This is a genomic window from Streptococcus sp. OMI870 (genome assembly GCF_047460295.1).
Classification (GTDB): Bacteria; Bacillota; Bacilli; order Lactobacillales; family Streptococcaceae; genus Streptococcus.
This window is the reverse complement of sequence record NZ_JASHGM010000005.1, coordinates 1-21877: the sequence shown is the minus strand read 5'-3', so window position 1 is coordinate 21877 and position 21877 is coordinate 1. Positions and strand designations below refer to the sequence as shown.

The 21877-nt window shown below is 35.4% G+C and carries 20 protein-coding genes, 4 tRNA genes and 1 rRNA gene; 18 read left to right on the top strand and 7 right to left on the bottom strand.

Features of this window, described 5'->3' with window-relative positions; genetic code table 11:
- Window positions 1-46: 46 nt before the first annotated feature.
- From QM968_RS08460 to rlmH, 6 genes are all read right to left on the bottom strand, one after another.
- Window positions 47-120, bottom strand: a tRNA-Asn gene (locus QM968_RS08460).
- A gap of 8 nt (window positions 121-128) precedes the next feature.
- A tRNA-Glu gene (locus tag QM968_RS08455) sits at window positions 129-200 on the bottom strand.
- A gap of 50 nt (window positions 201-250) precedes the next feature.
- Window positions 251-1009, bottom strand: a complete 759-nt coding sequence (locus QM968_RS08450; protein WP_414326986.1) for a response regulator transcription factor — start codon at window positions 1007-1009, stop codon at window positions 251-253.
- Entirely contained in the window at window positions 1006-2346 is a 1341-nt protein-coding gene (locus QM968_RS08445) for a sensor histidine kinase (protein ID WP_414326984.1), read from the bottom strand. Before QM968_RS08445 ends, QM968_RS08450 begins: the two co-directional genes overlap by 4 nt.
- A 339-nt stretch (window positions 2347-2685) precedes the next feature.
- Window positions 2686-2759: transfer RNA gene (locus QM968_RS08440), tRNA-Arg, on the bottom strand.
- A gap of 42 nt (window positions 2760-2801) precedes the next feature.
- On the bottom strand, window positions 2802-3281 hold the full coding sequence (rlmH, locus tag QM968_RS08435) for a 23S rRNA (pseudouridine(1915)-N(3))-methyltransferase RlmH (protein ID WP_009731931.1): 480 nt from the start codon (window positions 3279-3281) through the stop codon (window positions 2802-2804).
- A 204-nt stretch (window positions 3282-3485) separates the two neighbouring features.
- On the opposite strand from rlmH, the gene QM968_RS08430 reads away from it, so the two are divergent.
- The 5 genes from QM968_RS08430 to QM968_RS08410 all read left to right on the top strand — a co-directional run bounded on the left by QM968_RS08430 (window position 3486) and on the right by QM968_RS08410 (window position 8628).
- Window positions 3486-4667 (top strand): S1C family serine protease, encoded by a 1182-nt coding sequence (locus QM968_RS08430; RefSeq protein ID WP_414326983.1) that lies wholly within the window; start codon window positions 3486-3488, stop codon window positions 4665-4667.
- A gap of 71 nt (window positions 4668-4738) precedes the next feature.
- A complete protein-coding gene (locus tag QM968_RS08425) occupies window positions 4739-5500 on the top strand; it encodes a ParB/RepB/Spo0J family partition protein (RefSeq protein WP_009731933.1) in 762 nt (253 codons plus the stop codon).
- A 266-nt stretch (window positions 5501-5766) separates the two neighbouring features.
- On the top strand, window positions 5767-7125 hold the full coding sequence (gene dnaA / locus QM968_RS08420; protein ID WP_414326981.1) for a chromosomal replication initiator protein DnaA: 1359 nt from the start codon (window positions 5767-5769) through the stop codon (window positions 7123-7125).
- Between the two features lie 159 nt (window positions 7126-7284).
- A complete protein-coding gene (gene dnaN, locus QM968_RS08415; protein ID WP_009731935.1) occupies window positions 7285-8421 on the top strand; it encodes a DNA polymerase III subunit beta in 1137 nt (378 codons plus the stop codon).
- A 15-nt stretch (window positions 8422-8436) separates the two neighbouring features.
- Complete coding sequence (locus QM968_RS08410; protein ID WP_003002008.1) at window positions 8437-8628, top strand: DUF951 domain-containing protein; 192 nt, start codon at window positions 8437-8439, stop codon at window positions 8626-8628.
- Window positions 8629-8663: 35 nt separating this feature from the next.
- Here QM968_RS08410 and QM968_RS08405 read toward each other — a convergent pair whose 3' ends face one another.
- Window positions 8664-9161, bottom strand: coding sequence for a DUF1307 domain-containing protein (locus QM968_RS08405; protein WP_414326977.1), 498 nt, complete (start codon window positions 9159-9161; stop codon window positions 8664-8666).
- 177 nt (window positions 9162-9338) lie between these two features.
- On the opposite strand from QM968_RS08405, the gene ychF reads away from it, so the two are divergent.
- From ychF to QM968_RS08340, 13 genes are all read left to right on the top strand, one after another.
- Window positions 9339-10454: a redox-regulated ATPase YchF gene (gene ychF, locus QM968_RS08400; RefSeq protein ID WP_009731937.1), complete on the top strand. Its 1116-nt coding sequence runs from the start codon at window positions 9339-9341 to the stop codon at window positions 10452-10454.
- A gap of 69 nt (window positions 10455-10523) precedes the next feature.
- Window positions 10524-11093, top strand: coding sequence for an aminoacyl-tRNA hydrolase (gene pth / locus QM968_RS08395; protein ID WP_009731938.1), 570 nt, complete (start codon window positions 10524-10526; stop codon window positions 11091-11093).
- Between the two features lie 4 nt (window positions 11094-11097).
- Window positions 11098-14592: a transcription-repair coupling factor gene (gene mfd, locus QM968_RS08390; RefSeq protein WP_414383495.1), complete on the top strand. Its 3495-nt coding sequence runs from the start codon at window positions 11098-11100 to the stop codon at window positions 14590-14592.
- Window positions 14593-14660: 68 nt separating this feature from the next.
- On the top strand, window positions 14661-14927 hold the full coding sequence (locus tag QM968_RS08385; RefSeq protein WP_003002258.1) for an RNA-binding S4 domain-containing protein: 267 nt from the start codon (window positions 14661-14663) through the stop codon (window positions 14925-14927).
- Entirely contained in the window at window positions 14920-15288 is a 369-nt protein-coding gene (locus QM968_RS08380) for a septum formation initiator family protein (RefSeq protein ID WP_009731940.1), read from the top strand. The genes QM968_RS08385 and QM968_RS08380 overlap by 8 nt, the downstream gene beginning before the upstream one ends.
- A gap of 3 nt (window positions 15289-15291) precedes the next feature.
- Window positions 15292-15420, top strand: a complete 129-nt coding sequence (locus QM968_RS08375) for an SP_0009 family protein (RefSeq protein ID WP_269596042.1) — start codon at window positions 15292-15294, stop codon at window positions 15418-15420.
- Complete coding sequence (locus tag QM968_RS08370; RefSeq protein ID WP_414383493.1) at window positions 15413-16678, top strand: serine hydrolase; 1266 nt, start codon at window positions 15413-15415, stop codon at window positions 16676-16678. Before QM968_RS08375 ends, QM968_RS08370 begins: the two co-directional genes overlap by 8 nt.
- Entirely contained in the window at window positions 16678-17952 is a 1275-nt protein-coding gene (gene tilS, locus QM968_RS08365; RefSeq protein ID WP_414383491.1) for a tRNA lysidine(34) synthetase TilS, read from the top strand. The genes QM968_RS08370 and tilS overlap by 1 nt, the downstream gene beginning before the upstream one ends.
- A gap of 4 nt (window positions 17953-17956) precedes the next feature.
- A complete protein-coding gene (gene hpt, locus QM968_RS08360) occupies window positions 17957-18499 on the top strand; it encodes a hypoxanthine phosphoribosyltransferase (protein ID WP_009731943.1) in 543 nt (180 codons plus the stop codon).
- Window positions 18500-18509: 10 nt separating this feature from the next.
- Window positions 18510-20483 carry an ATP-dependent zinc metalloprotease FtsH gene (gene ftsH, locus QM968_RS08355; protein WP_414383488.1) on the top strand — a complete coding sequence of 658 codons (1974 nt, stop codon included), beginning with the start codon at window positions 18510-18512 and terminating at the stop codon, window positions 20481-20483.
- A gap of 87 nt (window positions 20484-20570) precedes the next feature.
- A tRNA-Glu gene (locus tag QM968_RS08350) sits at window positions 20571-20642 on the top strand.
- Between the two features lie 157 nt (window positions 20643-20799).
- Complete coding sequence (locus QM968_RS08345; protein ID WP_009731945.1) at window positions 20800-21279, top strand: hypothetical protein; 480 nt, start codon at window positions 20800-20802, stop codon at window positions 21277-21279.
- A gap of 247 nt (window positions 21280-21526) precedes the next feature.
- Window positions 21527-21877, top strand: a 16S ribosomal RNA gene (locus QM968_RS08340); the annotation flags it as partial.

Below are 21877 nucleotides of genomic sequence, written 5' to 3'. Positions count from 1 at the left end.
CCTAGCTTTTTCAAAATAAAAAACACCCAAATGGGTGCTATACTAGCTCCGCCAGTAGGACTCGAACCTACGACATCATGATTAACAGTCATGCGCTACTACCAACTGAGCTATGGCGGAATGAGATATAGTCCGTACGGGATTCGAACCCGTGTTACCGCCGTGAAAAGGCGGTGTCTTAACCCCTTGACCAACGGACCATATATTCATTAACAGAACATATCCCATTATATCAGAATTTAACTAATTGTCAAGCACTAAATTCTAAATTTTCTTCTTCAATTAATTTTTTGACACGTTTGATGTTACTTCTTGAAATCGGACAAGAATAACCTTCTTTCAACAGCAGGTGTTTCTTTTTCTTATCCATGCCAATGATCATACTTCTATTCACAAGATAAGATTGATGGGGGCTAAAATATCTATTTTCCACATCTTTCTCCAAGACATCTGATAAACTTCCGGCAATTTCTTTTTGAAAATTTTTCCCAACCAAGTTTAATTTATAAGCTGAACCTACAGTCTCAATATAAAGAATATCCTTAAATGGAATTTTAATTTTTTTATCTTTAAAGTTATATTCAAAATAATCTGTTAAATCATCATTCCTAATTTGAATGCTTGTCAAGTACTCAATACACTCCTTTAATTTTGATCGAAATAGATCTTCATTCAAATTTTTATCAATAAAATCCAAAGCAGATACTTTATAACGATAGGTAATAGAAGCAAATTCCGATTTTGTAGTTATAAAAACAATAATAGCATAAGGATTTGCTTCTCGTATTTTTTGAGCAATTTCCAGACCACAATACTCATTGTCTTGGATATGAATATCTAAAAAATATAATTGGTGGATATCCGAATGATGGATATAATTTTCAAATTCTGTGATTTTACCAGTAGAAATCACTTCAAGTTTTATTTCCAATTCCTTAGCAATTTCTTCGATATGTTTTTCTACCCGTATCTGTTGAGATAGTTCATCTTCTAATAAAAAAATCTTCATTCTTGTTCATATCCTCCGATCTTTAAAACTTGTAAAAAACGATTTCCTTGCAATTCTGTCTCTAAAAACATCGTTCCATAATTTGCTAAGATTTTTCTCACATTATTTAATCCTAGGCCTCTATTTTCTCCTTTTGTCGAATAGCCTTCTTCATATATTTTTCTAACATCAAAAGTGATTTCATTGGTTGTATTATGAATCACTAAGTAAACAATCTTTGAAATAGAGAAAATAGCAATATGAACTTTCTTTTCTTCTGCTTCTTTTGAAGCTTCCAAAGCGTTTGTTACCAGAATTCCAACAATTCTCACGATATCTAATAAATCGACTGGTAGCTGCTCAATTGGCTCACTCGTTTCAAAAGTCATTTCAACCCCAGCATCTCTTGCGTCCAACCAACCTCGAATCAAAATACTTCGTAAAGCAGAATCTCTGATATTGACCAAGTTGAATCCTGATAATTCTTCTGTGTTTATCTTTTTATAACCTTTTTCCAATACTTCTCTATGAATTCTCTGTATTTCTGGAATATTTTCTTCCTCAATGGCTAAGGACATAGAAATAACTAAATTTCCCAAATCATGACGAAATCCCCTGACAATAGAATAGAGACTTTGAATTTCAGCCATATAGCGACTCATTTGTTGCTCAGAAAATTCTTTATACTCCAGTTCTAAATTTTTACGGTACTGATCTCGCTCGATTTTCATATGGAATAAGCTGACTACAAAAGAGAAAAAACAAATCGTTGCCAACATACTCCCAAAATTTTTAAATTGCGCTTGTTCACTAATCCATAAAGCAAAATTGATCACTACAAATATGGCAAAATAAACATAAATTAATCTCTTTAAATACTTTTCAAATTCCTCTTCATAAAAAGGAGTAAAATCAAATTCAAATAAGTCAATTAAATTCAAAATGATTACTAAAGAAACTAAACGAATAAACATATTGTAGACTATCGAGTACGCTGCTACAAAAGCATCTCCCAAAACTGAAGAGACAATAATCGTCAAAAAGGTTGCTGTTCCTTCAACTGCTAAATAAGTAAAAAAAGAATAAAAAATAGAACACAAGCGATTCGTTCGATTAGCATAATGATAATAAGGATACAAATAAGCTGGCCACAAGAGCATATTTAAATCGGAGAGTTGAATATTTGAAAATAGAGTCACATCTAAAAATACTAGAAGACTTTCAAAAAGAAGAACAAAGGTACCTAAAAGAAAGATAAATGAAAATTGATGTTCCTGATAGATTTTTTCGTCCACTAATGCAAACGTCAGAACAATGATCCCTCCTAAAAGAAAAGACAAAACTAATGACTGAATCACTCAAACTCTCCCACTCTCTATTTTCTATTTTATTATACTTTAGTATTATTATAAAAAAATAAAATTTTATATACAAAAAATTATAATATAAAATAGCCTAAAATTAAAGGGAATAGATAAAATTGTAATCTTTTTAATGTTTTTGTTACAGGATTGAAAACTATTTTACATAATTCATATAATCTATATTTTGCACTATATCGAGATGATTGATTATTTTTTAGCATGATTCCAATAAATTTATTTCATTGATAGCAAAGAAGTACAAAAAATTAGCATTAATGAAAAAATATACATTTTATACAAAAAAAGACGTAGTCAAAAACTACATCTTTCATCTGATCCCAGCAGGATTCGAACCTGCGACCGTTCGCTTAGAAGGCGAATGCTCTATCCAGCTGAGCTATGGGACCAAGCATACTTCATTTTAGCAGAAAAAGAAGGGAGCGTCAAGGTTATTTATGGTAGGGACTCCCCTGTTTGATCATAAATGCTCGATAAATTTGTTCAACCAATACTAATTTCATTAACTGATGCGGAAGAGTAAGCTGTCCAAAACTCATTAAGAGATTGCCTCTTTGTTTCACTTCTATAGACAAACCAAGACTGCCACCGATGACAAACGTGAGATTTGAATACCCTGATGTCATGATCTGGTCGATTGTTTGACTAAATTTTTCTGAGGGAAATTGTTTTCCTTCGATGGCCAAGACGATTACATATTCCTTATCTGAAATTTTCGAAAGAATCCGTTCTCCCTCTTTTTCAAGGATTTGTTGATTTTCAAGTTGACTAGCACGATCAGGCGTTTTTTCATCAACTAATTCAATCTGTTCTACTTTTGCAAATCGACCAAGTCTTTTTATATATTCTGCAATGCCGTCTTTTAGATATTTTTCTTTTAATTTTCCAACAGTTATCAATTTGATTTTCATCATTCTATTGTAGCATATTTCTTCAATTCCACAAATAATCCACAGAAATAGAAAGGGAAAGCCTTCTCTAAAGACTATTTTAAGGCCAATGATCAACTGTTTTCTACAAGTTATCCACATTTTGTGGATAACTTTATTTATTTAAGTTATAATTAAGAAAGTTTTTCTATACTCTAGACAATTTGATATTCTTAGGAGGAAAATATGAAATCTTCATTCAATTTACTAAAAAAAGTTGGGAATATAGCCCTTATTTTTATTGTAGGTCTTCTAGGTGGGATTCTTGGAACCTTTTTAACCTTACAAACATCTCGTTCTTCTACTTCAAATACTGAAAGTAAGCAAGTCCACTCAACCACTGTTAAAACAGCTTACAAAAATACAACCTCAACCAGTGAAGCTGTCGATAAAGTGAAAAATGCTGTGGTTTCTGTGATCACTTATTCTGATTCTTCAAATCAAGGTTTGTTTGAAAAAGAAGACAATTCTGACTCACAAATTTCTAGTGAAGGTTCTGGAGTCATTTATAAAAAAGAAGGAAAATATGCCTACCTTGTTACCAATACCCATGTGATCAATGGAGCTAAAAAAGTAGATATTCTTTTAGCAGATGGGAATAAAGTCCCTGGAGAAGTAGTTGGTTCAGATGTCTATTCTGATATTGCTGTGGTGCGTATTAGTGCAGACAAGGCAAAGGCAGTAGCTGAATTCGGAGATTCCGACCAATTAACAGTAGGTGAGACTGCGATTGCAATCGGTAGCCCTCTTGGAACAGATTATGCCAATTCTGTTACCCAAGGGATTATTTCTAGCCAAGGTCGCAATGTAAAATTGAAAGCTGATAATGGTCAAAATATCTCTACACGAGCTTTACAAACAGATGCAGCCATCAACCCAGGAAACTCTGGAGGTCCGTTAATCAATATTCAAGGACAGGTCATTGGGATTACCTCAAGTAAAATTTCAAATAACGGGCAAACTTCAGTAGAAGGAATTGGATTTGCAATCCCTGCGAATGATGTTGTCAATATTATCAAGCAACTAGAAGAAAAAGGGAAAGTGGTTCGACCAGCTCTCGGAATCCAAATGTTGGATCTCTCCAATCTTTCAACTTCTGATTTAAGCCAATTAAAACTTCCTGAAAAAATTTCTGGAGGAGTACTGGTTCGTTCAACCCTTGAAAACATGCCTGCTTCAGATAAATTACAACGCTACGATGTGATCACAAAAATTGATGATACAACTATAGAGTCAACTGCAGATTTACAATCTGCCCTCTATTCTCACCAAATCAATGATACGATCAAGGTCACTTTCTATCGTGATGGAAAACAACAAACAACTTCTATCAAGTTGACAAAATCAACTGATGATCTAAGTGAGTAAACTCTGTCTTCTTGACATACTTGTAAACACAACTTTACGAAATTGTAAAGGTGTGTTATTCTATTCATAAGATGGAAAAATTAGAACATATAGCGGTAAAGGAGATTCGAACCAATCCTTTCCAACCAAGAAAAGTATTTGACCAAGAAAAATTAGAAGAATTAGCTCATTCAATCAAGGAAAATGGCTTGATTCAACCTATTATTGTCAGAAAATCTCCGATTATTGGTTTTGAATTACTTGCAGGTGAAAGACGTTTTAGAGCTTCGAAGATTGCTGGATTAGAAGTGGTTCCTGCGATTATTAAAGAGTTAACGGATCAAGAAATGATGCGACAAGCCATTATCGAGAATCTTCAACGAGAAGATCTCAATCCAATTGAAGAAGCTATCTCCTACCAGAAGTTAGTTGATCACGGCTATAAGCACGACCAAATCGCTCAATTTATGGGGAAATCCAGACCCTATATTAGCAATATGCTCCGCTTGTTACAGCTATCTCCCTCTGTTCAAGAAGCTGTGATTCAACATGATATTTCTTCGGCTCACGCGCGTGTTCTCGTTCCTCTTGATGAAGAAGAGCAAGGTTTTTGGTTGAAGAAAATCAAAGAGGACCATTTAAATGTTCGGACATTAGAGAACAAAATCAGTTCGAAAAGAAAGCAAAAAAAGAAGAAATCTAAGGAAACTTTCCTACTAGAAGAGGAAAAAAGACTGAAAAAAATATTAGGGACAGAAGTTAAGATACATTCCTCTTCGCAACATAAAGGAACTATCCAAATTTCTTTTTCAAGTCTTGATGAATACCAACGAATTATCAACAGCCTAAAATAAGGCTGTTATTTTTATTTTTCTATTGACAAGCTTTTCCACCACAAAAACCTTTAACAAATGCTAGCAAAATCAGGATATTTTCTAGTTATCCCCACTTTGTGGATAACTGTTAGAAACACTGTGAATTAGTTTCCACAGATTGTGGAAAAGTTTACTTTTATAATTTACTTTCTTGAAATTTAGCCTGTGGAAAACTATTTTCGTTTGTGGTAGAATAGGATTAAGTATGATTTGATACAATTCAAGAAAAGGAGGGAAGTCTGATAGTGACACAAGAAGAACAATTTTGGTCTCGTTTTTTAGAATTAGCCCAATTACAACTAAAAGATAGTGCATATGATTTTTTTGTCGCAGATTCAAAATTAGTCAAAATCGAGGGAGAAACAGCTACCATTTATCTCGATGGAAATTATAAAGAATTATTTTGGGAAACAAATCTGAAAAATGCTTTGATCACCGCCAGTTTTGAAATCTACAATACGGATTTGAAATTCCAATTTATTTTTGAAGATATCGAAGAACTTCCGAATAGTCATAGCAGTGAAATCAGGAGACTTTCTCCATCTAATATAGCGAATCAACCGCTACCTAAAATTGATACAGGTCTGAAATCAAAGTACACCTTTGATAATTTTGTGCAAGGAGATGGAAATATTTGGGCGAAAGCAGCAGCGCTTGCAGTTTCTGAAAATCTTGCAACAACATACAACCCTCTTTTTATCTATGGTGGACCAGGGCTTGGAAAAACTCATTTATTGAATGCAATTGGAAATCAAATTCTAGAAAATATTCCCAATGCTCGAGTGAAATATGTTCCAGCAGAAACCTTTATTAATGAGTTTTTAGAACACCTTCGATTAGGAGAGATGAAGACGTTTAAAAATACCTATCGAAGTCTTGATCTTTTATTGATCGATGATATTCAATCTCTTGGTGGGAAAAAAGTCACCACTCAAGAGGAGTTCTTTAATACCTTTAATGCCCTCCATAGCGATAACAAACAAATCGTCCTAACTAGCGATCGAAGTCCAGATCATTTGGATAGTCTTGAAGAGCGATTAGTTACTCGTTTCAAGTGGGGATTGACGCAAAATATTACACCACCTGATTTTGAAACTCGGATCGCCATCTTACGGAATAAAATTGAAGATCTAGACTATATTTTTCCTAACGATACGCTGGAATATCTAGCTGGCCAGTTTGATTCCAACGTCCGAGACTTAGAGGGTGCCTTAAATGATATTTCTTTGATGGCAAAGGTTAAAAAACTCAAAGAAATTACGATCGATGTAGCTGCTGAAGCTATTCGAGCTCGTAAAAACGATAGCAACCAAATGCTTGTCGTCCCAATTGAAAAAATTCAGGAGGCTGTAGGCGCTTTCTATGGAGTCAGTGTAAAAGAAATTAAAGGTTCACGAAGAGTTCAGAATATCGTCTTAGCACGACAAGTTGCCATGTACCTTTCAAGGGAAATGACAGACAACTCCCTTCCTCGAATTGGAAAAGAATTTGGTGGGAAAGACCATACGACCGTGATTCATGCTTATGAAAAAATAAAAAGTATGGTCGATACAGATGATAATCTTCGACTGGAAATTCAAAGTATCAAGAAAAAATTAAATTAATCTGTGGATAACTTTCTCTAAACTTCTAGGGGTTATGCACAAATTTTAAACAAGTAACTTTTCAAGTCGTAGACAGGATTCTGAGAGTTTTCCACAACTTCCACACACTCTACTATTACTATTAACTTACTAATTATAAAATAAATAAAAGGAATGACCATGATAAATTTCTCTATTAACAAAACTTTATTTTTACAAGCACTAAATACTACCAAAAGAGCCATCAGTTCAAAAAATGCTATCCCAATCCTTTCAACAATCAAAATAGATGTCACTCCAGAAGGAATTGCCCTGTCTGGATCCAATGGCCAAATTTCGATTGAAAACTTTATTTCTATCAAAGATGAAAATGCTGGTTTGTTGGTGACTTCTCCAGGTTCCATTTTATTAGAAGCAACTTTCTTTATTAATGTGATTTCAAGTTTACCAGATGTTACTTTAGATTTTAAAGAGATTGAACAAAAACAAGTTCTCTTAACAAGTGGTAAATCAGAAATTACACTTAAAGGAAAAGATGCAGATCAATATCCACGTATCCAAGAAATTACTGCAAGTAATCCATTAGTTTTGGAAACAAAATTATTAAAACAATTGATTAATGAAACGGCATTTGCAGCAAGTGTACAGGAGAGTCGTCCAATTTTGACAGGCGTTCACTTTGTTTTATCAGATCATACAGAGTTAAAAACAGTAGCAACAGACTCTCACCGTATGAGTCAAAAAGTGATTACACTGGAGAAAAATGGAGACAACTTTGATGTCGTCATCCCAAGTCGTTCTCTTCGTGAATTCACCTCTGTCTTTTCTGATGATATTGAAACAGTTGAAGTTTTCTTTGCCAATAATCAAATCCTCTTTAGAAGTGAACACATTAGTTTCTATACCCGTTTGCTAGAAGGAAATTACCCTGATACAGATCGTCTGATTCCAACAGAATTCAATACAGAGGCAACCTTTAATGTTGCTAACCTTCGATTTGCCATGGAGCGTGCACGTCTTCTTTCAAATGCAACTCAAAATGGAACGGTCAAATTAGAATTCAAAAATGGAGTGGTTTCTGCCCACGTTCATTCACCAGAAGTTGGACGAGTAAATGAAGAGATCGATACTAGCACTGTTTCAGGAGAGGATTTGTCCATCAGTTTTAATCCAACTTATTTGATTGAAGCGCTCAAAGCTATTGACAGTGAACAAGTTGTTATTCGTTTTATTTCTTCTGTTAGACCGTTTACATTGGTTCCAGAAGGAAATGAACAAGGGTTCATTCAATTGATTACGCCAGTTCGCACAAATTAATAAAGGTGAATCATCATGTATACGTTAGGTGATTTTGTAGAAATGAAGAAACCTCATGCTTGTGTGATAAAAGAAACAGGAAAAAAGGCAAATCGTTGGGAAATTACACGACTTGGTGCAGACATAAAAATTAAGTGTAGTAATTGTGATCATGTGGTCATGATGAGTCGCCATGATTTTGAACAGAAAATGAAGAAAGTATTATAAAAGGTTCAGTCACAAAAGTGACTGAACCTTTTATATTATTTTAATTCTTCAAATTTTCCATTTTTAACTTCTTTGAAACCACTTTGTTTCATCATATCAACAGTTGATTTGTAGCTGATATAGTCGACTTTTTTATCTTTTTGTGTCGTTACTAATTTCTTTTCAATTAACTGATCTAAGTCTGCCTTTTCATAATTTAGGGTTGTTTTTTCAACCATATAATCGTCTTTGTATTCAGCAGAGTGTGTGAATCCTTTGACATCCTTGTAGTCTTCATCGTATTTATCGATTATTTCCTTTAATTGATCTTTCGTAACTCCAGCCTCTTTGTAATAAACAGTAGTGATAGTTTGGTTACTGATCGCTTTATCCCCTTTATGTTCGATTGTAATACGAACGTCAGTTTTCTTCTCTTGGTTGATTCCCTGAAGATAGGATTTTTGAACAGATTGTTTTCCACAAGCTCCAAGAAGAAAGAGAGTAAAAATAGCAATAAAGGAAAGAAGGATAGATTTCCATGTTTGTTTTTTCATCAGAAAAACTCCTTTGTGATTTTTTAAATAGAGTATACCATATTTTTCATTTTCATACATTATAGTTTGAGGAAAAAACTAGTTTTGAAAGGAAATGAAATAGTCTATTTTTCATCACTTGTCTTTTGAATTGTGTTATAATAAGAGAGATTGAAATGTGAACGGAGAAAAAGAAAAATGGCATTAACAGCAGGTATCGTTGGCTTACCAAACGTTGGTAAATCAACCCTATTTAACGCAATTACAAAAGCAGGAGCAGAGGCTGCAAACTATCCCTTTGCGACCATTGATCCAAACGTCGGGATGGTAGAAGTTCCAGATGAACGTCTCCAAAAATTAACGGAAATGATCACTCCTAAGAAGACAGTTCCGACTACTTTTGAATTTACAGATATTGCTGGGATTGTGAAAGGAGCTTCTAAAGGGGAAGGACTTGGTAATAAATTCTTGGCCAATATCCGTGAAGTAGATGCTATTGTCCATGTAGTGCGTGCTTTTGATGATGAAAATGTCATGCGGGAGCAAGGTCGTGAAGATGCCTTTGTTGATCCACTAGCAGATATTGATACTATCAATTTAGAATTAATTTTAGCCGATTTAGAGTCTGTCAATAAACGATATGCGCGTGTAGAAAAGATGGCCCGTACGCAAAAGGACAAGGAATCCGTTGCAGAATTTAATGTTCTTCAAAAGATTAAACCGGTTCTTGAAGATGGCAAATCAGCTCGAACCATCGAATTCACAGAGGAAGAACAAAAAGTGGTGAAAGGACTTTTCCTTTTGACTACCAAACCAGTTCTTTATGTAGCAAATGTGGATGAAGATGTTGTTGCAGATCCAGACTCTATTGACTATGTGAAGCAAATTCGTGACTTTGCGGCAACAGAGAATGCGGAAGTCGTGGTGATTTCTGCGCGTGCTGAGGAAGAAATTTCTGAGCTAGATGATGCAGATAAACAAGAATTTTTAGAGGCGATTGGGCTAACAGAGTCTGGAGTTGATAAACTCACGCGTGCAGCTTACCACTTGTTGGGACTTGGCACTTATTTCACAGCTGGTGAAAAAGAAGTGCGTGCTTGGACCTTCAAACGTGGCATGAAAGCTCCTCAAGCAGCTGGAATCATCCACTCTGATTTTGAAAAAGGATTTATTCGTGCCGTTACCATGTCCTATGATGATTTGGTCAAATACGGTTCTGAAAAGGCTGTAAAAGAAGCAGGACGCTTGCGCGAAGAAGGAAAAGAATATGTTGTCCAAGACGGGGACATCATGGAATTCCGTTTTAATGTGTAAGATAGTTAAAAAAATGTAAAGGTTGGAAAAAAATATTTCCAACCCTTTTAGTGTTTTGAAAGGAAAGAGATGACGAAATTAATTGTTGGATTGGGAAATCCAGGTGATAAGTATTTTGAAACGAAACACAATGTAGGTTTTATGTTAATTGATCAAATGGCAAAGTCTTTAAATCTTACTTTCTCCCATGATAAGATTTTTCAAGCTGATATTGCCTCAACATTTTTAAATGGCGAAAAGGTCTATTTTGTAAAGCCAACCACTTTCATGAATGAGAGTGGAAAAGCAGTCCATGCCCTTCTGACTTATTATGGTCTGGATATTGAAGATCTTTTGGTTATTTACGATGATTTAGATATGGAAGTTGGCAAGATTCGTCTTCGAGCTAAAGGATCAGCTGGAGGTCATAACGGAATCAAATCGATTATTAATCATATTGGAACTCAGACTTTTTATCGAATTAAGATTGGAATTGGAAGACCTAAGCAGGGCATGTCAGTTGTTCATCATGTCTTAGGAAAATTTGATAAAGACGATTACATCACTATTCTACAAACAATCGATCGAGTAGAAGAAGCGGTTAACGATTACTTGGTAGAAGAAAATTTTGAAAGAAGCATGCAGAAATACAACGGGTAAGTAGATGAATGTAATTGATTTAGTGAGTCAAAACTCCAACCTTCTATCCTGGCAACAAGGTTTGCAAAAAAATAATAGGGAATTGATCTTAGGATTGTCTGCGACCACAAAGGCTATTGTAATGGCTTCAGCCTTTGATTCTATTGAAAAAGCAGTCCTCATCACTTCCAGTTATAACGAAGCAGAACGATTGGCCAGTGATTTTATTGCCTTACTTGGAGAAGAGAAAGTCCATACATTTTTGGGAGATGATAACCCTTTAGCAGAATTTGTTTTTGCTTCACAAGAAAGGCAATTTGCACGATTAGAGGCTTTGAACTTTTTATGTCAAGAGGATCGTCAAGGTATCCTTGTGACCAATGTGAGTGGTATCAAACTACTATTACCTTCTCCTAAAGTTTTTGCATCTAGTATTTTTAAATTGAAGGTTGGTCAAGAAATCGACTTAACTACCCTGAGTGAAACATTACAGAAGATTGGTTATCAAAAGGTGAGCCAGGTTTTGCAACAAGGGGAATTCAGTCTAAGAGGAGATATCTTAGATATCTTTGAGATCGAACAACTCCAACCTTATCGGATTGAATTTTTCGGAGATGAGATTGATGGAATCCGAATCTTTGACCCAGAAAGCCAGCGTTCTGTTGAAAATGTCGAAAGAATTCAACTCAAAGCAGTGAGTGATCTATTATTGCAAGAGGAAGATTTTATCCGTGGTCAGAATCAAATAGAACAATTGCAAGAACAGAGCACGAATGAAGCATTTAAATCTTATCTAGCCGAAATTCTAGGGGATATTTCTCAAAGGAAACTTCATCCGGATCTTAGAAAATTTATTAGTTTCTTTTATGAGAAACAATATACCCTATTTGATTATCTTCCTAAACATACTCCAGTTTTTTTAGATGATTATCAAAAAATAGCAGATCAAATAGCAAGATTTGAACTAGATGCAGCTAATCTCTTGACGGAAGATTTACATAAAAATCGAGCCTCTTCTCGTCAAGTGTATTTTGGTGATACCAGTACAATATTAAGAAAATATACACCTGCAACTTATTTTTCAAACTTTCAAAAAGGTTTGGGAAATCTGAGGTTTGATCATTTGTATCAATTTAATCAATACCCAATGCAGGAGTTTTTTGGACAATTTGATTTACTAAAAGAGGAAATTGAACGGTATCGAAAATCAAACTATACTGTTATTGTCCAAGCAAGTTCTCATCACAATCTTCAACAGCTCCATAAAAATTTAGAAGAGTATGGAATTCGATTAGATTATATCGATGGGGATGCGATCATCCCTCAAGCTAGTCAATTAATTGTTGGAGGACTAGCTCACGGTTTCCAATTTGTTGATGAAAAAATTGTCTACATTACAGAATCAGAGATTTATCAGAAAAAGATCAAGCGAAAGATTCGCAGACAAAATATTTCCAATGCAGAACGTCTAAAAAATTATAATGAACTGGAAAAAGGGGATTATGTTGTTCACCAAGTTCATGGTATTGGCCAATATTTGGGAATTGAAACGATTGAAATTTCTAGTGTCCATCGTGATTATGTTTCGATTCAATATCAAAATGGAGATCGCATCTCGATTCCTGTCGATCAGATTCAGATGTTGTCCAAATACGTTGCAAGTGATGGAAAAACGCCAAAAATTAACAAGTTAAATGATGGGCGTTTCCAAAAAACGAAGCAAAAGGTTCAGACCCAGGTGGAGGACATTGCAGATGATTTAATAAAACTTTATGCGGAACGTAGTCAATTAGAAGGTTTTGCCTATTCCAAAGATGATGAAAATCAAGAAGCATTTGAACAAGATTTTCCATATATTGAAACAGATGATCAATTACGTTCCATTGAAGAAATCAAAAAAGATATGGAATCAAATCGTCCGATGGACCGATTGCTGGTTGGAGACGTCGGTTTTGGGAAAACAGAGGTTGCTATGCGAGCAGCCTTTAAGGCAGTAAATGATCATAAACAAGTAGCAGTGCTGGTTCCTACAACTGTTCTTGCCCAACAACATTATGCCAATTTTAAGGAGCGTTTTGAATCTTTTGCAGTAGAGGTTGCTGTTTTAAGTCGTTTCCAGAGTAAGGCAGAGCAGAAAGAAACGCTTGAAAAATTGAAAAAAGGACGAGTGGATATTATTATTGGAACTCACCGGTTATTGTCCAAAGATGTTGTTTTTTCAGACTTAGGCTTAATCGTGATCGATGAAGAACAACGTTTTGGAGTGAAGCACAAAGAAACCTTGAAAGAATTGAAAAAAAAGGTGGATGTGCTTACCTTGACAGCTACCCCTATACCTCGAACTCTTCATATGTCTATGCTGGGAATTCGAGATTTGTCTGTCATTGAAACCCCTCCGACCAATCGGTATCCAGTGCAAACTTTTGTACTAGAGACCAATCCAACCATTATTCGAGATGCTGTATTGAGGGAAATGGATCGTGGAGGTCAAGTGTATTATCTTTACAACAAGGTAGATACGATTGAGCAAAAAGTATCCGAGTTAAAAGAGTTGATTCCAGAGGCTTCGATTGGATTTGTTCATGGCCAGATGAGTGAAGTTCGCCTGGAAAATACCTTGTTGGATTTCATTAATGGCGAATACGATGTCTTAGTGACGACAACCATTATTGAGACAGGTGTAGATATTCCAAATGCCAATACGCTCTTTATTGAAAATGCGGATCATATGGGACTTTCAACTCTTTATCAACTAAGAGGTCGTGTGGGACGAAGCAACCGAATTGCTTATGCTTATTTGATGTATCGTCCAGACAAATCTCTTACAGAAGTGTCTGAAAAACGTTTAGAAGCTATTAAAGGCTTTACTGAATTGGGGTCTGGATTTAAAATTGCGATGCGAGATCTATCAATCCGTGGAGCAGGAAATATTCTGGGTGCTTCTCAATCTGGTTTCATCGATTCAGTTGGTTTTGAAATGTATTCCCAATTGTTAGAAGAAGCTATTGCTAAAAAACAAGGCCAAGAGCATCGTCGACAAAAGAGCAATGCGGAGTTGAACCTACAAATAGATGCGTATTTACCAAATGATTATATTTCGGATCAACGTCAAAAAATTGAAATTTACAAACAAATCCGTGAAATGAATTCTGCTGCAGATTATGAATATTTACAAGACGAACTGATGGATCGTTTTGGAGAATACCCAGATGTTGTCGCCTACCTACTTGAAATTGGTATAGTAAAAGCTTACTTGGATCAAGTATTTGTTCGTTTAGTGGAGAGAAAGCAACAAAAAGTGGCAGTGAAGTTTGAACCAATTGCCAAACAACTGTTTTTGACACAGGATTATTTTAAAGCTCTGTCAATGACACAGTTAAAAGCTCAGCTTGCAGAAGAGAAGGGATTAATTGAAGTAATCTTTGATGTTCGAAATAAGAAAGATTTTGAAATTCTAGAAGCTCTGAAGCAATTTGGTCAAACCTTATTGGAAATTAAACAGGAAAAAGAAGAGAACTAGCAGTTCTTAGCTCATTTTTCGCATTTTATGGATAAAAAATGATACAATACTATGTTAGAGGTGACAGTATGAGATTAGATAAATATTTAAAAGTTTCTCGCATTATCAAGCGTCGCCCTGTCGCAAAGGAAGTTGCAGATAAGGGGCGAATTAAAGTCAATGGAGTATTAGCCAAAAGTTCAACGGATTTGAAAGTGAATGATCAAATTGAAGTTCGTTTTGGAAATAAAGTATTGACGGTTAAAGTCTTGGAAATGTTGGATAGTACAAAAAAAGAAGATGCATCCAAAATGTACGAAATAATTAGTGAAACAAGGATAGAAGAAGATGCCTAAAAATATCGTTCAAATGAACAATAAATATATCAAAGACGAAGGTCAGCGAAAACGTTTTTTAGAAGAAGAAAGAAAAAAACGTAATCGCTTTATGGGACTTGTCTTGATTCTAGTTATACTACTGTTTATTCTTCCAACTTATAACTTGGCCCAGAGCTATCAATCACTACAAGACAAAAAAGAACAATACAAACAGTTGGAAAAAGAATATAAGGAAACAAGTGAACAAAAAGAATACCAGCAAGACATCGCTAAAAAATTAAAAGACGATGACTATGCAACAAAATATGCACGCGCTAAATATTCTTTTTCAAAAGATGGTGAATTTGTTTACACCATCCCAGATTTACTTCCCCAATAATCAATGGAAAATATCTTACAAACAGTTAAACAATTCCTTGAATTTTCGGATGAAAAATTAGAGGAATTAAAAAAGAAAAACCAAACACTCAAACTTCAAAAGGATGAAAAGGAAAGGAATACAGGTGTCTAAACGATTTCTGCTCCTACTGCTAGTCCCAATTTTATTTTTGGGACCTCAAGCAGCGAGTATTGAGCAATCTGAGTCCTCTCAGACAATTGCTTATCCATCAGAACTTTATTTTTCTTCAATTCCAGCAAACCCTAATGTCTATCGCAAAATTGTTGTTTTTTCTGATCCTCAGTTGAAAAAAGAAAAAGGAGAAATTCTTCCTAATACACCGTTTACAATTGAACAACTCTTTGTAAACGATGATGGAAAGTCTGTATTTAAAATAGCAGATAAAGGATATGTGCTAGCAGATTCTTCTGTCATTTTTTCTGATGTTGTACAAGAAACACAAGAAAAAAAACAAGACATATGGCTAAAACCTGGATTTAAAGTGTATGATCGACCCTTAATAAATGGTGCGAAAGAAAAAAACACCTCCCTTTCTTCTTATACAAAAGTGACCGTTTTACGCACAGCTCAGACTTTACGAGATGAGTTTGTGGAAATTGAGGGCCAAGGATGGGTTAACCAAGCATTCATCACTGAAACAGATAATCGAATGGAAAAAGTCCAGGACTTACTCAATAGTAAATATAATTCTCCTTCGTATGGAATTTATGTAAAACAATTAGAGACAGGAAATACTGCTGGAATCAATCCCCAAAAAGAAATGTATTCTGCTAGTGTGACGAAATTACCCTATTTGTACTATGTCCAAGAACAGCTTAATAAAAAGGCTATTTCTCCAACGACAGTCTATAAGTATATTCCAGAAGTTAATGACTTCAAAGGTGGCTATGAACCAGAAGGAAGTGGTAGTCTTTCAAAGGCAGCAGATGGCAAGGAATACAGCGTCCAAGAATTAGTAGATAAGATTGCAAAAGAATCGGATAATGTTGGACATAATATTTTAAATTATTATGTTACCCATCAATCGGATCAAGATTTTCAAAAAACATTGGATAAAATTGCCAAAAAACACTGGGATGTTGAAAAAAGAGAGGCATCTGCTGAAATGGCTGGAAATGTGATGGAAGCTGTTTATCAGCAGAACGGTTCTATTATTGACGCACTATCCTCTACAAAATATGATGATCAACGAATTGCGCGTGATCTTCCAGTAAAGGTTGCTCATAAAATTGGGGATGCCTATGATTTTAGACATGATGTTGCGATTGTATACACCAATTCGCCTTATGTCATCGCGATTTTTACAGATCATTCGGATTATGATACGATTTCCAAAATTTCAAAAGACATCTATGAGGTATTGAAATAATGGAAAAGAAATTTTTAGAGTTTTGTGAAAAAAAAGATCTATTCACTTCCCATTGCCGTATTTTAATTGCCATATCTGGTGGATTGGATTCCATGAATCTATATGAACTTTTGGAGAAGAACAAAGAACGATTGGGGATTCAATTGGTACTCGCTCATGTCAATCATGGACAAAGACCAGAATCGGATTTTGAGGAAAGTGAACTTCGAAAGCTGGCTGAAAAGCGAGAGACACGTATCCACGTTGCTTACTATTCGGGAGCTTTTACAGAAGCAAAAGCTCGTACCTTTCGTTATGATTTTTTCAAACAGATTATGGAGATAGAGGATTGCACCGCTTTAGTAACAGGTCATCACGCCAATGATCAAGCTGAAACAACTCTCATGCGCTTGATACGAGGAACTAAATTACGTCACTTAAGTGGTATTCCTGTACGCCAACCATTTGGGAAGGGTGAGTTAATTCGCCCTTTATTAGCTTTTACAAAAAATGAACTGATGGAAATTCCTCATTTTGAAGACAGTAGCAATCACTCACAGGATTTTTTCCGAAATCGTGTACGCCATCAATACCTTACAGAATTTGAAAAAGAAAATCCTCAAATGCAAGCAAGTCTTTGCTATTTAGCAGAGGAAGTGAATCATTGGCACCAAGCACTGAAAGAATTAACTAGCGAGTTAACCATTCAAGATTTAGCTTCTTTTAGAACATATTCTCATTCTGTACAGTCCTTCTTATTAGAAGAGTATTTGGCACAATTTCCAGATTTGCAACTTGGAAGGGTCCAGTTTCAAGAATTATTAGTTTTACTAAGAAAGAAAAGAAATTGCGTTCATTATTTAAAATCAAATTATGAGCTAGATCAAGAATATGATTTCTTTGAAATACGAAAAATCAGTCAAAAGTCGGATGGCCAAGTCCTCCCATTTTTGTTAGAATTTGGGAATATATTTGAGATTGCAAATTATAAACTATCTTTTGGAATCCCTTTAGAAGGAAAAAATGTAGAAATACTTTCTATTTCACGCGAAACACCCATTCTGATTAGAAGGAGAAAAGAAGGAGATCAGTTGCTTGTTAATGGCCACCATCAAAAATTAAGACGGTGGTTTATCAATCATAAGATTCCAATTTCTATTCGACAGGAAGCTCTCATTATAGAACAGAATCATAACATTCTTTCTGTAGTAGGATTAGCAACGAGTGATTTGAGTAAGCCCTCAAAAAGTGCTATAATAAAAGATAGACTTTATATTCAAAAAATAGATAGGTAACGAAATGTTAGAAAAAGATATAAAAAAAGTAATGGTTTCACATGATGAAATTGTAGAAGCAGCTAAAAAATTGGGTGAAACCCTAACAAAAGATTATCAAGGGAAAAATCCTATTTTCGTTGGTATTTTGAAGGGTTCTGTTCCATTTATGGCAGAATTAATCAACCATGTTGATACTCATATTGAGTTAGATTTTATGTTGGTGTCAAGTTATCATGGTGGTACAGCAAGCTCAGGTATCATTAATATTATCAAGGATATTGATCAGGATATTACAGGTAGAGATATTTTATTTGTGGAAGATATTATCGATACAGGTAAAACACTCAAGAGTCTAAAAGAACTCTTTGAAGAACGAAATGCAGCATCTGTGAAGATTGCGACATTATTGGATAAACCTGAAGGACGTTTGGTTGAGATCGAAGCAGATTATACCTGCTTTACGATTCCTAATGAGTTTGTTGTCGGATATGGTTTAGACTATGATGAAAATTATCGTAACTTACCATATGTAGGTGTATTAAAGGAAGAAGTGTACTCAAAATAGAGGAGACTAGATGAATAACAGAAAAAACAACGGTTTTGTTCGAAATCCTTTTCTGTATTTGTTGATTATTGTAGCGGCTGTGACAGGATTCCAGTACTTTTTTGCAGGTAATGGAGTTGGTCAAAGTCAGCAGATCAACTATACAGAATTGGTCAAGGAAATTAAAAATGACAATGTAAAGACAATTAGTTACCAACCGAATGGTAGTGTGATTGAAATTGCAGGTACCTATAATAAAGCAAAAGAATCAAAAGAAGATACAGGCATTCAATTTTTTACCCCAAGTGTTCAAAAAGTATCTCGCTTTACTAGTGTCATCCTTCCATCTGATATTACTGTCAATGAATTACAAAAATTAGCCGCTGACCACAAAGCAGAAATCACCATCAAACGTGAAAGTTCAAGTGGGATGTGGATTACCATTCTAACTTCCATTGTTCCATTTGTCATCGTGATGTTCTTCTTCTTCTCCATGATGAATCAAGGTGGTGGCGGTGGTGCCCGCGGTGCTATGAACTTTGGTCGTAACAAAGCGCGTGCTGCCAATAAAGAAGATATAAAAGTTCGTTTTTCGGATGTAGCAGGAGCTGAAGAAGAAAAACAAGAACTCGTTGAAGTGGTTGAATTTTTAAAAGATCCAAAACGCTTTACTAAATTGGGAGCAAGAATTCCAGCAGGAGTGCTTCTTGAAGGCCCTCCAGGAACAGGTAAAACCCTATTAGCAAAAGCAGTAGCTGGAGAAGCTGGAGTACCATTCTTCAGTATTTCAGGGTCGGACTTTGTTGAAATGTTTGTCGGAGTCGGCGCTAGCCGGGTTCGTTCACTTTTTGAAGATGCTAAAAAAGCTGCTCCAGCTATCATTTTCATCGATGAAATTGATGCTGTTGGACGCCAACGTGGTGTAGGTCTTGGCGGTGGAAATGATGAGCGGGAACAAACCCTCAACCAGCTCTTGATTGAGATGGATGGTTTTGAAGGCAATGAAGGAATTATTGTTATTGCTGCTACTAACCGTTCAGATGTTCTGGACCCAGCCCTTCTTCGTCCTGGCCGTTTTGACCGTAAAGTATTGGTTGGGCGTCCAGATGTGAAAGGTCGTGAAGCGATTCTTCGAGTTCACGCTAAGAACAAACCACTCGCTCAAGATGTAGATTTGAAATTGGTTGCACAACAGACACCAGGATTTGTCGGTGCCGATCTTGAAAATGTTTTGAATGAAGCAGCCTTGGTTGCAGCTCGTCGAAATAAAAAAGTGATTGATGCTGCTGATATCGATGAAGCAGAAGATCGTGTTATTGCAGGACCATCTAAGAAAGATCGGACGATTTCGCAAAAAGAACGTGAAATGGTCGCTTATCATGAAGCAGGTCATACGATCGTTGGTCTGGTTTTATCAAATGCTCGAGTGGTTCATAAGGTTACTATTGTTCCTCGTGGTCGCGCAGGCGGTTACATGATTGCCCTTCCTAAAGAAGATCAAATGTTACTTTCTAAAGAAGATATGAAAGAACAATTAGCTGGTCTCATGGGAGGACGTGTTGCGGAAGAAATTATTTTTAATTCACAAACAACAGGTGCTTCAAATGACTTTGAACAAGCCACTCAAATGGCGCGTGCAATGGTGACAGAATATGGAATGAGTGAAAAGCTTGGACCTGTTCAATATGAAGGAAATCATGCCATGTTCGGAGCTCAAAGTCCACAAAAAATGATTTCAGAAAGGACTGCTTATGAAATCGATGAAGAAGTCCGTGCTCTCTTGAATGAAGCTCGTAACAAAGCTGCAGAAATTATTCAAGGTAATAGAGAAACACATAAACTTATTGCTGAAGCTCTATTAAAATATGAAACCTTGGATAGTGTTCAAATTAAATCATTGTATGAAACAGGTAAAATGCCTGAAAATTCAGAGCATGAATTGGAAGAAGAAGCCAAACCTCTATCATATGATGAAATTAAATCAAAATTAGAAGAAAATAACTAATCAAAAGAAGGAAATTTTTTCCTTCTTTTTTTAAAAAAGTATTGACAGGGAAAAATTATTCTGTATAATAGATTATGTTGTAAAAATGGTCCGTTGGTCAAGGGGTTAAGACACCGCCTTTTCACGGCGGTAACACGGGTTCGAATCCCGTACGGACTATCGATAGACTGTCACTGAGTGGCAGTTTTTTTTGTGCATTCAGTCAGTATAGTTAAAAATAATGACCGAATAGTTTAAAAAACGAGCAGAATAGAAAAAAACTCCTAAAACCTTTTTTACTTTTATAAAATACATATATGAAAGTAAAGGAGAGCTTATGGAATTTAACAAGATGTATCAAAAAGTAAAATTTATTGTTCGAAAATGTGAAAAAGAATACTATATCCAGCTGTGGGAAAAAGATGATTGGGAACAAGAAGGCCAACTAACACTCTTTGAGCTTTATCAGAAAAATCCTGAAATAGGAACAAATGAAGAATTACTATATAAGTATTTTAAAACAAAATTTAGGAATCACATTAAAGATAAGTTAAGACAGCAAGAAAGCGATAAACGAAAAATCAACAGAATGCCGTATGTTGAAATTGGAGAAATTAGCCACAGAATTTCATCAAGAAAAATATATCTAGATGAACTTGTAGTATTAAGAGATTCCTTAAAACGATTTAAGGAGAATTTAACAATAGAAGAAAAAGAACAATATGAATCGTTATTAGCCAATAGAAGATGTCTAGGAAAAACGAAGATGAAAAAGAAATTAGAAAATTATTTGAAAGATTTTAAAAACTCCATTTAACAAGCATATAGTTAATGGCGTAAAATTAAGATTTTTTCAAAAAAGTAAAATTTTTTAAAAAAAGTTATTGACAAGTAAAAGTGTACGTGATATACTAATATAGTTGTCGCGAGAGAGCGACAAAGACCTTTGAAAACTGAACAAGACGAACCAATGTGCAGGGCGCTATAACGGAAGTTATAGTAACTGAACAATAAAAAAACAATAAATCTGTCAGTGACAGAATGAGTTTAAGACAAACAATTATTTTAATGAGAGTTTGATCCTGGCTCAGGATGAACGCTGGCGGCGTGCCTAATACATGCAAGTAGAACGCTGAAGCTTGGTGCTTGCACCGAGCGGATGAGTTGCGAACGGGTGAGTAACGCGTAGGTAACCTGCCTGGTAGCGGGGGATAACTATTGGAAACGATAGCTAATACCGCATAACAGTAGATATTGCATGATATCTGCTTGAAAGGGGCAATTGCTCCACTACCAGATGGACCTGCGTTGTATTAGCTAGTTGGTGAGGTAACGGCTCACCAAGGCGACGATACATAGCCGACCTGAGAGGGTGATCGGCCACACTGGGACTGAGACACGGCCCAGACTCCTAC